At 59.9% G+C, this 12,817-nt stretch carries 4 protein-coding genes, 2 tRNA genes and 5 rRNA genes (1 of these 11 running past the window's edge); 3 read left to right on the forward strand and 8 right to left on the reverse strand.

From position 1 onward, the window contains the following. Positions 1 to 12: 12 nt before the first annotated feature. Positions 13 to 906: a lipid-binding SYLF domain-containing protein gene (locus ACZ75I_RS19335; protein WP_005420455.1), complete on the reverse strand. Its 894-nt coding sequence runs from the start codon at positions 904 to 906 to the stop codon at positions 13 to 15. A gap of 165 nt (positions 907 to 1,071) precedes the next feature. On the opposite strand from ACZ75I_RS19335, the gene hemH reads away from it, so the two are divergent. The 3 genes from hemH (at position 1,072) to ACZ75I_RS19350 (ending at position 5,282) form a co-directional block, all read left to right on the forward strand. Further along, positions 1,072 to 2,034, forward strand: coding sequence for a ferrochelatase (gene hemH, locus ACZ75I_RS19340; protein WP_472958531.1), 963 nt, complete (start codon positions 1,072 to 1,074; stop codon positions 2,032 to 2,034). After that, complete coding sequence (locus ACZ75I_RS19345) at positions 2,031 to 2,885, forward strand: alpha/beta fold hydrolase (protein ID WP_111202116.1); 855 nt, start codon at positions 2,031 to 2,033, stop codon at positions 2,883 to 2,885. The genes hemH and ACZ75I_RS19345 overlap by 4 nt, the downstream gene beginning before the upstream one ends. Positions 2,886 to 3,176: 291 nt before the next feature. Next, positions 3,177 to 5,282, forward strand: coding sequence for a methyl-accepting chemotaxis protein (locus ACZ75I_RS19350; protein WP_472958532.1), 2,106 nt, complete (start codon positions 3,177 to 3,179; stop codon positions 5,280 to 5,282). Between the two features lie 365 nt (positions 5,283 to 5,647). Here ACZ75I_RS19350 and rrf (ACZ75I_RS19355) read toward each other — a convergent pair. The 7 genes from rrf (ACZ75I_RS19355) to ACZ75I_RS19385 all read right to left on the reverse strand — a co-directional run. Next, positions 5,648 to 5,762 (reverse strand): 5S ribosomal RNA (gene rrf, locus ACZ75I_RS19355). Positions 5,763 to 5,888: 126 nt separating this feature from the next. Then, positions 5,889 to 8,766: ribosomal RNA gene (locus ACZ75I_RS19360) — 23S ribosomal RNA — on the reverse strand. Positions 8,767 to 8,989: 223 nt separating this feature from the next. Continuing rightward, positions 8,990 to 9,066, reverse strand: a tRNA-Ile gene (locus tag ACZ75I_RS19365). 22 nt (positions 9,067 to 9,088) lie between these two features. Beyond that, positions 9,089 to 9,164: transfer RNA gene (locus ACZ75I_RS19370), tRNA-Ala, on the reverse strand. 94 nt (positions 9,165 to 9,258) lie between these two features. Beyond that, positions 9,259 to 10,803, reverse strand: a 16S ribosomal RNA gene (locus tag ACZ75I_RS19375). 499 nt (positions 10,804 to 11,302) lie between these two features. Then, positions 11,303 to 11,417 (reverse strand): 5S ribosomal RNA (rrf, locus tag ACZ75I_RS19380). Positions 11,418 to 11,542: 125 nt separating this feature from the next. Continuing rightward, positions 11,543 to 12,817, reverse strand: a 23S ribosomal RNA gene (locus ACZ75I_RS19385) (it continues 1,605 nt past the right edge of the window). The 16S, 23S and 5S rRNA genes sit together here with 2 tRNA genes alongside, the layout of an rRNA operon.

Below are 12,817 nucleotides of genomic sequence, written 5' to 3' on the forward strand. Positions count from 1 at the left end.
GCGTGACGAAAGTCAGTTTCCGCCCAGCGTTTCCGTGCGGATTTCGCCGTCGTTGACCGGCTGGAAGCCCTGCTGCTGCGGCGGCGGGTTCTGCGGCACGTTCTGCAGCGGCGCGGTGGTGGCTTCGGTTGGGGCGGCCGGCGCTGCCTGAACAGGCGCCGGCGCAACCGCCGGGGTCGCCGCCGGACGCGGTGCACTGCCACCGTTGCCGTTGCGGTTGTTGCGGGCGGCGTAGGTGGCCTCTTCCAGACGATCACGGAAGGCGACCACGTCCATCGACGGCGAACCGGCGGCGCGACCTTCGAAGATCATGCGCGGTGTGGTGTTGCTGCCGTAGGCGTCAAGGTTGGCGGCATCGTCGATCTGCAGCACCGCACCATCCAGCGCGACGCCCGCGAACAGCCCACGGGCACGCGACCACGACCAGATCTCGGCCTTCAGCTGGCCGTCGGTGGCGGCGGCGGCATTGCGGCCGACCGGACCGGCGGCAACGCCGGCATCGGCGCCGAGCGTGAACTTGCCGTTGACCAGATTGTCCAGGCTGCGGTCGTTGCGGAACACCAGCACCACATCCGAAGATTGCACGCCGGCTTGGAAGCCGATGCTGCCACCGGTGAGCTTCACGAACACCGGGTTGGACCATGCGCCATTGGGCATGCGCACCGACATCAGGCCGTGGCCACGACGACCGCCAATGACTAGACCGGCCTTGATCGTGTCGGGAATGACGATGACCGCGCGGCCTTCGTCGAGCAATTTATCCGGAATGCCCTGTTCAGGAATTTCCTGGATTTCAGCCAGCACGCGCACGGCGTTGCGGGCGCGCTGGTCTTCCTGCGGTCCGGCCATGGCCTGGCTGGACAGCAGGCTGGCGGCGATCAGCAGGGCTTGGATCGGGCGACGCATGGCAGGCTCCAGAAGTCAGTCCATAGGAAGATATAGCAAGTGACTGAAATTAGTGGTGTTGCCATGAATCCCCAATGAGCGTTCCCTGCCCGCATTGATGCGCGCTATGCCTGCAATCCGAACCCTGCATCCCGGTGCGGCGCCGGATAGGCGACAATACCGCCCATGCTCGACGCACCCGATACCGCCGTGCTGGCGGTCAACCTAGGCACGCCCGAGACGCCGACGGCCCCCGCCGTACGCCGTTACCTGGCCGAATTCCTGTCCGACCCGCGCGTGGTCGCGATTCCGGCACTGCTCTGGCAGCCGCTGCTGCGCGGGCTGATCCTGCCGCTGCGAAGCGGCCGGTCGGCGGCCAAGTACGCCCAGGTCTGGCTGCCCGACGGCTCACCGCTGATGGTGCATACGCGCCAGCTGGCGCAGGCCATGCAGGCCCTGCTGCCGACCCTGACGGTGCGCCATGCGATGCGTTACGGCGAACCGGCGCTGGCCGGCGAGCTCGACCGTCTGGCCGCCGACGGCGCGCGCCGGATCGTGGTGCTGCCGCTGTACCCGCAATACTCCTCCACCACCACCGCCTCGGTCGAAGACCGGGTCGATGCGTGGCAGCGCCGCAACCCGGGCGTGACCGTGAGCCTGGTGCGGGATTACTCGGTCGATCCCGGCTGGGTCGAGGCCGTAGCCGGATCGATCCGCCGCTACTGGGAACAGCACGGTCGCGGTCAGAAACTGATGTTTTCCTTCCATGGTATCCCGCAGCGCCTGGCCGACGCGGGCGACCCGTATCCGCAGCGCTGCGAGGCCAGTGCGCAGGCCATCGCCAATGCACTGGGCCTGGGCAAGGACGACTGGCAGATGGGTTACCAGTCGCGCTTCGGCCGCGAGCGCTGGTTGCAGCCGTATGCCGAGCCCAGCCTGTGGGCGCTGGCCGAATCCGGCGTGAAGCAGATCGACGTGGTCTGCCCCGGATTTGCCACCGACTGCCTGGAGACGCTGGAAGAGGTTGCGCTGGGCTTCACCGAAACACTGGCCGAGCGCGGTGCGACGATGCGCTATATCCCCTGCCTCAACGCCGAGCCGGAGCATGCACGCGCCCTGGCACGGCTGGCCGTGTCCTCGCTGGCATGAGCCTGCAACCGTTTGAACTCCAGGTCGGGGGCGCACGCGTCGCCGGCCTGCGCAACCACGGCGGCGGCCCACGCGTGCTGGCCCTGCATGGCTGGCTCGACAACGCCGCCAGCTTCGTGCCGCTGGCGCCGCACCTGTCGGCGTTGCAGCTGGTTGCCATCGATCTGCCCGGCCACGGTCACAGCGCACACCTGCCGGCGGGTGCCAGCTACACCACGGCCGCCGCGATCTGCCACGTACTCGATGTCGCCGACGCGCTGGGCTGGGACCGATTCAGCCTGCTCGGCCATTCAATGGGTGCCGGCATTGCCAGCCTTACCGCCTCGGTCAGCGACCGTGTTGATCGGCTGGTGGCGATCGAAGCACTCGGCGGCCTGCGCGGTCCCGAGGAAGAAACGGCGCATCGCCTGCGCGAGCATGTGAACGCTACGCGCGCGCTGGCACGCAAGCAGCTGCGCGTGTTTCCCGATCTGGCAGCGCCGATCCGCGCGCGGATGATGACCAACCAGCTCAGCGAACCCTGCGCACGGCTGCTGGTCGAGCGCGGCGTGGAACCGGTCGAAGGTGGCTACCGCTGGTGCAGCGATCCGCGCCTGATGCTGCCCACCGCGATCCGCCTCAGCGAAGGCCAGATCGACAACCTGCTGCAGGCCATCGCCTGCCCGACGCAGGTGATCTATGCCACGCCGGCACAGTCCTACTACCCCGAGCCGATGCGCAGTGATCGCCTGCAGCACCTGCGTGATGGACGGCTGGCCGTGTTTCCCGGCAACCACCACCTGCATATGGAAGACCCGGCACGCATCGCCGAGGTGATCCTGCGCTTCCTCGGCAACGACAACGCCGGCTGAGTCGCAGCGTCCGCTGCACTTCATTCTGCGCACTTCCTGCCGATACATCAGTTGCGGGCCACTGCGTCCGCAGCACGTGGGCCCGGTCGGGCCTGCGGCGTGTGTCTGGTTCTGCAAGGAAGTCCGCATGCCCGCTCCATTGCTCCGTCACCCACAGGATGTGGTCACGGCGCCCCGTCTGCGCGACGTTGATTGCGTCGCATTCCCCGAATTCCCGGTCCATGCCCTGGCCACGCACTCGAGCGTGCGCCACCGTGTGGCCGTAGCCGTCTGCTGATCCAGGAGTCGCCGATGTCCGCTGCATCCACTCGTCCCCCCGATACCGCCCGCCTGCCGCATCTGCAGCAGCTCGCCCACCGCGCTGACCGCCGATTGCTGATCGGCAGTGCGGCACTGGCGGTGGCCGGCCTGGTGCTGGCCCTGCGCGGGCCTCATGCCCTGACCGCCTCGCTGGTTGCGGCCGCTGTGCTGCCTGCCATATGGCTGGCCGGTCCCAAGGCAGGCCATTGCGTCACCCGCAATGGCCTGGCGCTGTTGTTGTCGCTGCAGCTGGCAGGGCTGTGCGCGATCACGGGCCTGTCACCGGCGTTGCCGATTGCACTGCTGCTGGGCGTGCTGTTGAGCCATCGTGATCGCCTGCCGGTATGGCTGGCCGGTGGCATCGGCACGCTCGCGCTGCTGGCACCGTTGCAGGACGGTGCCGCGCTGTGGCCAACGCTGCTGCAGGCCGGCATGTTCGCGGGCCTGACCTTGTTCCTCGGCCAAGTCGCACTGCGCCTTCGGCAGCAGACCGAGGCCCTTGGCCACGGCCCGCGTCGGCTTGCCGCGCTGGCACGCGACATTGCCACCGGTGCCGATCTTGGTGCACATGCCGACACCGGCGCCTATGCACCGGGTTCACTCGCCCACGCCCTGGCCGACACTGCACGCCACGTGCAGGCCCAGCGTGGTCTCGAGGCGGCGGTGCATGCCGAGAATGCGCAGATCCGCCAGGCGCTGGATGCCTCGCGCACCGCGATGATGATCGCCGACAACGATCACGTGATCCGCTATGTGAACCGCTCGGTGGTGGCTCTGCTGCGCAACCAGCAGGCGACACTGCGCCAGGCCTTCCCTGACTTCGATGCCGAACGCCTGGTCGGCAGCAGCATCCATCGCTTCCATGCCAACCCGGACCGCATCCGCGCCATCCTCAATGGCCTGCAGGCCAGCCACAACGGCAAGGTACAGATCGGCCCGGTGCACTTCGCCCAGGTGGTCACCCCGGTATTCGATGCACAGGGCATGCGCCTCGGCTTCGCCGTGGAATGGCATGACCGTACCCAGGAGCTGGCGCTTGAGAACGCCGTGGCCGGCATCGTCGCTGCTGCCGCTGCCGGAGATCTGGGCCAGCGCCTGCAGGCGACCGAAGGCGCCAGCTTCCTCGATGGCCTGACCGGTGGCATCAACCAGCTGCTCGATACGCTGGGCAGCACCGTCGATGAAGTACGCCAGATGCTTTCGGCGCTGGCCAACGGCGATCTCGATCGGCGCATGCGCGGTGAGTACCACGGTGCCTTCGCCGCGATCCAGCGCGATGCCAACGCCACCGCCGGCCAGCTGGCACGCATGGTGGGCCGCATCCAGCAGTGCGCAGCCTCGATCAGTACCGCCGCCAGCGAGATCGCTGCAGGCAATGGTGCGCTGTCCGAGCGCAGCGAGCGCCAGGCGGCGCACCTGCAGGAAACCGCAGCCTCGATGGAGGAGCTGACCGCCACCGTGCGCCAGAATGCTGCGCATGCGCGCGAGGCCAGTGAGCTGGCTGCGTCCACGCAGAGCGCCGCCAGTGATGGCAACACCGCGATGCAGCGGGTTGTCGACACCATGCAGGTGATTGAAGGCGCCTCGAAGCGGATCGGCGACATCACCGGCGTGATCGACGGGATCGCCTTCCAGACCAGTATCCTCGCGCTCAATGCGGCGGTGGAAGCCGCGCGCGCCGGTGAACAGGGCCGTGGCTTCGCCGTGGTGGCCAGCGAGGTTCGCGTGTTGGCGCAGCGTTCTGCCGCCGCCGCACAGGAAATCAAGAAGCTGATCGATGAGGCAGGCCGGCAGGTGGGCGAAGGTGCCCAGCTGGTGGCCGACGCCGGCAAGCGGATGCAGGGCATTGTTGGCGGCGTGGAGAATGTCAGCCAGCTGATGCGTGAGATCTCGGCGGCCTCGCAGGAGCAGTCGACCGGCATCGAGCAGATCAACCAGACCGTGGTGCAGATGGATCAGGCCACGCAGCAGAACGCGGCGCTGGTGGAAGAAGCCACCGCGGCCGCACGCGAGCTGCAGTCGCAGGCGGGGACGCTTACCGAGGCGGTATCGGTGTTCCGCCAGCAGGAACCGCACGATGTCCCGCGGGCCGCCTGATCCGTGCCTGCAATGCGATCCCGGTCAAGACGGCGCCCGCAGGGCGCCGTTTTTTTGCCTGCTTTTGCGTGATGGGTCAGGAAAAGTCCGCTTCCGGACCTGCGGTGAGGAGCGGCCAGCCCTGTTTGGCGCCGCATCCACACACGGCGTGGATCTACCGGTAGTGCCGGCCGTTGGCCGGCAATCGATTGGTAGCGGCCAACCTTGGTTGGCGCAATGCTTCCTCGTGGACGGCATCCACGCATGGCGTGGATCTACCGGGCGATGTAACGCCATCGGGTTGCCGGCCAGCGGTCGGCACTACCCACGTTTCCTGCGCACAAAGAAAAACCCCGCTGCGTCAGCAGCGGGGTTTTGGGTGTAAACCCTGGCGATGACCTACTCTCGCATGGCTTGAGCCACACTACCATCGGCGCAGCTGCGTTTCACTTCCGAGTTCGGGATGGGATCGGGTGGTTCCACAGCGCTAATTTCACCAGGGAGGCTTTTGGAGTGTCGCACTCGTCCCTAGGGGACAAGGCGCCAGCCTCGCATAGTTCTTGTGACGTAGCGTGCACTTGGATGCTCTTACGACGCTGTCGTAAAGCCAAGGCAACTTGAGGTTATATGGTCAAGCCGCACGGATCATTAGTATCAGTTAGCTCAATACATTGCTGTACTTACACACCTGACCTATCAACCACGTAGTCTACATGGTTCCTTCAGGGGGCTTGTGCCCCGGGAGATCTCATCTTGAGGCGCGCTTCCCGCTTAGATGCTTTCAGCGGTTATCGCTTCCGAACATAGCTACCCGGCAATGCCACTGGCGTGACAACCGGAACACCAGAGGTTCGTCCACTCCGGTCCTCTCGTACTAGGAGCAGCCCCTCTCAAATCTCCAACGCCCATGGCAGATAGGGACCGAACTGTCTCACGACGTTCTGAACCCAGCTCGCGTACCACTTTAAATGGCGAACAGCCATACCCTTGGGACCGACTACAGCCCCAGGATGTGATGAGCCGACATCGAGGTGCCAAACACCGCCGTCGATATGAACTCTTGGGCGGTATCAGCCTGTTATCCCCGGAGTACCTTTTATCCGTTGAGCGATGGCCCTTCCATACAGAACCACCGGATCACTAAGTCCTAGTTTCCTACCTGCTTGATCCGTCGATCTTGCAGTCAAGCACGCTTATGCCTTTGCACACAGTGCGCGATGTCCGACCGCGCTGAGCGTACCTTCGAGCTCCTCCGTTACTCTTTAGGAGGAGACCGCCCCAGTCAAACTACCCACCATACACGGTCCCCGACCCAGATAATGGGCCCAGGTTAGAACGTCAAGCACGACAGGGTGGTATTTCAAGGATGGCTCCGCCACAGCTAGCGCCATGGTTTCATAGCCTCCCACCTATCCTACACAGACGAACTCAACGTTCAGTGTAAAGCTATAGTAAAGGTTCACGGGGTCTTTCCGTCTTGCCACGGGAACGCTGCATCTTCACAGCGATTTCAATTTCACTGAGTCTCGGGTGGAGACAGCGCCGCTGTCGTTACGCCATTCGTGCAGGTCGGAACTTACCCGACAAGGAATTTCGCTACCTTAGGACCGTTATAGTTACGGCCGCCGTTTACTGGGGCTTCGATCAAGAGCTTCGCCTTGCGGCTGACCCCATCAATTAACCTTCCAGCACCGGGCAGGCGTCACACCCTATACGTCCACTTTCGTGTTTGCAGAGTGCTGTGTTTTTGATAAACAGTCGCAGCGGCCTGGTTACTGCGACCCTCTTCAGCTATAGCTCGCACGAGCCACCAAAAAGGGTGCACCTTCTCCCGAAGTTACGGTGCCATGTTGCCTAGTTCCTTCACCCGAGTTCTCTCAAGCGCCTGAGAATTCTCATCCTACCCACCTGTGTCGGTTTACGGTACGGTCTGCGTAAGCTGAAGCTTAGGAGCTTTTCCTGGAAGCGTGGTATCAGTGACTTTGCCATAAAGGCTCGTCTCGGTGCTCGGTCTTAAAGGATCCCGGATTTGCCAAAGATCCAAACCTACCGCCTTTCCCCAGGACAACCAACGCCTGGTACACCTAACCTTCTCCGTCCCTCCATCGCACTTACGCGAGGTGCAGGAATATTAACCTGCTTCCCATCGACTACGACTTTCGTCCTCGCCTTAGGGGCCGACTCACCCTGCGCCGATTAACGTTGCGCAAGGAAACCTTGGGCTTTCGGCGTGCGGGTTTTTCACCCGCATTATCGTTACTCATGTCAGCATTCGCACTTCCGATACCTCCAGCAGACTTCTCAATCCACCTTCAACGGCTTACGGAACGCTCCTCTACCGCGCATACAAAGTATGCACCCCAAGCTTCGGTTCTGTGCTTAGCCCCGTTAAATCTTCCCCGCAGACCGACTCGACCAGTGAGCTATTACGCTTTCTTTAAAGGGTGGCTGCTTCTAAGCCAACCTCCTGGCTGTCTGTGCCTTTCCACATGGTTTTCCACTTAGCACAAAATTTGGGACCTTAGCTGTGGGTCTGGGTTGTTTCCCTTTTCACGACGGACGTTAGCACCCGCCGTGTGTCTCCCATACAGTCCGTCTCGGTATTCGGAGTTTGCAATGGTTTGGTAAGTCGCGATGACCCCCTAGCCATAACAGTGCTCTACCCCCGAGAGGATACATATGAGGCGCTACCTAAATAGCTTTCGAGGAGAACCAGCTATCTCCGGGTTCGATTAGCTTTTCACTCCTAATCACACCTCATCCCCTACCTTTGCAACGGGAGTGGGTTCGGGCCTCCAGTGCGTGTTACCGCACCTTCACCCTGGGCATGACTAGATCACCCGGTTTCGGGTCTACTGCCCGCGACTATGCGCCCTTATCAGACTCGGTTTCCCTTCGCCTCCCCTATACGGTTAAGCTTGCCACGAACAGTAAGTCGCTGACCCATTATACAAAAGGTACGCAGTCACTCCTTGCGGAGCTCCTACTGCTTGTACGCACACGGTTTCAGGTTCTATTTCACTCCCCTCTCCGGGGTTCTTTTCGCCTTTCCCTCACGGTACTGGTTCACTATCGGTCGGTCAGTAGTATTTAGCCTTGGAGGATGGTCCCCCCATGTTCAGACAGGGTTTCACGTGCCCCGCCCTACTCGTCTTCACTGAAATGGCCCTTTCAGATACAGGGCTATCACCTTCTATGGCCACTCTTTCCAGAGTGTTTTCCTAGAACCAAATCAGCTTAAGGGCTAGTCCGCGTTCGCTCGTCGCTACTTACGGAATCTCGGTTGATTTCTTTTCCTCTGGTTACTTAGATATTTCAGTTCACCAGGTTCGCTTCCAGCAGCTATGTATTCACTGCAGGATACCCGCAAGCGGGTGGGTTTCCCCATTCGGACATTACCGGATCAAAGCTTGTTGCCAGCTCCCCGATACTTTTCGCAGGCTGCCACGTCCTTCATCGCCTCTGACCGCCAAGGCATCCACCGTGTGCGCTTATTCGCTTGACCATATAACCGCAAGTTGCCTTGGGTTACACATGACCCGGGGGTACAAAGCCCGGATACGAATATAACGACTCAATCAATAAAGAGACTTGCGTCTCTCGCCTTAGCCTCACGACACGTCTGATAGAACATCTCAAACGCTCGCTACGTCACAAGTTTTAAAAGAACACGTACCAGCCACAGTGCTGATGCGTATAAAGATCGAATGTATGCGTCATTCAGAGAATGGTGGGTCTGGGAGGACTCGAACCACCGACCTCACCCTTATCAGGGGTGCGCTCTAACCACCTGAGCTACAGACCCGGAGCTTGTTTCTTAATCTCCCTGGTGGAGCCTGTCGGGATCGAACCGACGACCCCCTGCTTGCAAAGCAGGTGCTCTCCCAGCTGAGCTAAGGCCCCAGAAAGGGACATCTCACACCGGCCTGGCCGATGCAAATCTCTGAATGCAGGTACTTTGTGAAGACGCCCGACAGGACGATGCTGTCTTTGCTCAAAAGGAGGTGATCCAGCCGCACCTTCCGATACGGCTACCTTGTTACGACTTCACCCCAGTCATCGGCCACACCGTGGCAAGCGCCCTCCCGAAGGTTAAGCTACCTGCTTCTGGTGCAACAAACTCCCATGGTGTGACGGGCGGTGTGTACAAGGCCCGGGAACGTATTCACCGCAGCAATGCTGATCTGCGATTACTAGCGATTCCGACTTCATGGAGTCGAGTTGCAGACTCCAATCCGGACTGAGATAGGGTTTCTGGGATTGGCTTACCGTCGCCGGCTTGCAGCCCTCTGTCCCTACCATTGTAGTACGTGTGTAGCCCTGGCCGTAAGGGCCATGATGACTTGACGTCATCCCCACCTTCCTCCGGTTTGTCACCGGCGGTCTCCTTAGAGTTCCCACCATTACGTGCTGGCAACTAAGGACAAGGGTTGCGCTCGTTGCGGGACTTAACCCAACATCTCACGACACGAGCTGACGACAGCCATGCAGCACCTGTGTTCGAGTTCCCGAAGGCACCCATCCATCTCTGGAAAGTTCTCGACATGTCAAGGCCAGGTAAGGTTCTTCGCGTTGCATCGAATTAAACCACATACTCCACCGCTTGTGCGGGCCCCCGTCAATTCCTTTGAGTTTCAGTCTTGCGACCGTACTCCCCAGGCGGCGAACTTAACGCGTTAGCTTCGATACTGCGTGCCAAATTGCACCCAACATCCAGTTCGCATCGTTTAGGGCGTGGACTACCAGGGTATCTAATCCTGTTTGCTCCCCACGCTTTCGTGCCTCAGTGTCAATGTTGGTCCAGGTAGCTGCCTTCGCCATGGATGTTCCTCCTGATCTCTACGCATTTCACTGCTACACCAGGAATTCCGCTACCCTCTACCACATTCTAGTCATCCAGTATCCACTGCAGTTCCCAGGTTGAGCCCAGGGCTTTCACAACGGACTTAAATAACCACCTACGCACGCTTTACGCCCAGTAATTCCGAGTAACGCTTGCACCCTTCGTATTACCGCGGCTGCTGGCACGAAGTTAGCCGGTGCTTATTCTTTGGGTACCGTCATCCCAACCGGGTATTAGCCAGCTGGATTTCTTTCCCAACAAAAGGGCTTTACAACCCGAAGGCCTTCTTCACCCACGCGGTATGGCTGGATCAGGCTTGCGCCCATTGTCCAATATTCCCCACTGCTGCCTCCCGTAGGAGTCTGGACCGTGTCTCAGTTCCAGTGTGGCTGATCATCCTCTCAGACCAGCTACGGATCGTCGCCTTGGTGGGCCTTTACCCCGCCAACTAGCTAATCCGACATCGGCTCATTCAATCGCGCAAGGCCCGAAGGTCCCCTGCTTTCACCCGTAGGTCGTATGCGGTATTAGCGTAAGTTTCCCTACGTTATCCCCCACGACAGAGTAGATTCCGATGTATTCCTCACCCGTCCGCCACTCGCCACCCAGAGAGCAAGCTCTCCTGTGCTGCCGTTCGACTTGCATGTGTTAGGCCTACCGCCAGCGTTCACTCTGAGCCAGGATCAAACTCTTCACTTAAAACTACATGATCCGAAGATCAAAATTTAAAGCTGCAGATGATTGATTCTGGCAACGTATCGCTTGCTTTAAAACAATTAATAGTTGCTTGATCAAACGTCTGCAAGATGGACAATCATCCTTCCTGCAGGCGCCTTCACAAGATACCTGCGCATACTTTCAAAGATCCAGGGAAGTGGCCTCAGCGCCGTTCCCGTGTGCTGCGAAGTTTCCTTCGTAGCGAGCCGCCCATTATAGCCGGCTTTTCTGCTTCGTCAACACCTTTTTTCAAGGCCGTCTCACCGGAGTGGACGTTGTTGCCGATGCTGCTTCGTCGTTGGACCCGAGGGTCTTTCGTCGTTGCGAGCCGCCTATTATGGCAGGCCTTTCAGCTTTGTCAACAACTTGTTGAAGTAACTTGAAGCTCTTCGTGAAGTTGTTGCTGCAAGTCCAAGTAAAACCAGGTGCCTGCAAAAAAAGGAAAACCCCGCTGCGTCAGCAGCGGGGTTTTGGGTGTAAACCCTGGCGATGACCTACTCTCGCATGGCTTGAGCCACACTACCATCGGCGCAGCTGCGTTTCACTTCCGAGTTCGGGATGGGATCGGGTGGTTCCACAGCGCTAATTTCACCAGGGAGGCTTTTGGAGCGTCGCACTCGTCCCTGGGGACAAGGCGCCAGCCTCGCATAGTTCTTGTGACGTAGCGTGCACTTGGATGCTCTTACGACGCTGTCGTAAAGCCAAGGCAACTTGAGGTTATATGGTCAAGCCGCACGGATCATTAGTATCAGTTAGCTCAATACATTGCTGTACTTACACACCTGACCTATCAACCACGTAGTCTACATGGTTCCTTCAGGGGGCTTGTGCCCCGGGAGATCTCATCTTGAGGCGCGCTTCCCGCTTAGATGCTTTCAGCGGTTATCGCTTCCGAACATAGCTACCCGGCAATGCCACTGGCGTGACAACCGGAACACCAGAGGTTCGTCCACTCCGGTCCTCTCGTACTAGGAGCAGCCCCTCTCAAATCTCCAACGCCCATGGCAGATAGGGACCGAACTGTCTCACGACGTTCTGAACCCAGCTCGCGTACCACTTTAAATGGCGAACAGCCATACCCTTGGGACCGACTACAGCCCCAGGATGTGATGAGCCGACATCGAGGTGCCAAACACCGCCGTCGATATGAACTCTTGGGCGGTATCAGCCTGTTATCCCCGGAGTACCTTTTATCCGTTGAGCGATGGCCCTTCCATACAGAACCACCGGATCACTAAGTCCTAGTTTCCTACCTGCTTGATCCGTCGATCTTGCAGTCAAGCACGCTTATGCCTTTGCACACAGTGCGCGATGTCCGACCGCGCTGAGCGTACCTTCGAGCTCCTCCGTTACTCTTTAGGAGGAGACCGCCCCAGTCAAACTACCCACCATACACGGTCCCCGACCCAGATAATGGGCCCAGGTTAGAACGTCAAGCACGACAGGGTGGTATTTCAAGGATGGCTCCACCACAGCTAGCGCCATGGTTTCATAGCCTCCCACCTATCCTACACAGACGAACTCAACGTTCAGTGTAAAGCTATAGTAAAGGTTCACGGGGTCTTTCCGTCTTGCCACGGGAACGCTGCATCTTCACAGCGATTTCAATTTCACTGAGTCTCGGGTGGAGACAGCGCCGCTGTCGTTACGCCATTCGTGCAGGTCGGAACTTACCCGACAAGGAATTTCGCTACCTTAGGACCGTTATAGTTACGGCCGCCGTTTACTGGGGCTTCGATCAAGAGCTTCGCCTTGCGGCTGACCCCATCAATTAACCTTCCAGCACCGGGCAGGCGTCACACCCTATACGTCCACTTTCGTGTTTGCAGAGTGCTGTGTTTTTGATAAACAGTCGCAGCGGCCTGGTTACTGCGACCCTCTTCAGCTATAGCTCGCACGAGCCACCAAAAAGGGTGCACCTTCTCCCGAAGTTACGGTGCCATGTTGCCTAGTTCCTTCACCCGAGTTCTCTCAAGCGCCTGAGAATTCTCATCCT

The sequence above is a fragment of the Stenotrophomonas sp. X genome (assembly GCF_055721025.1).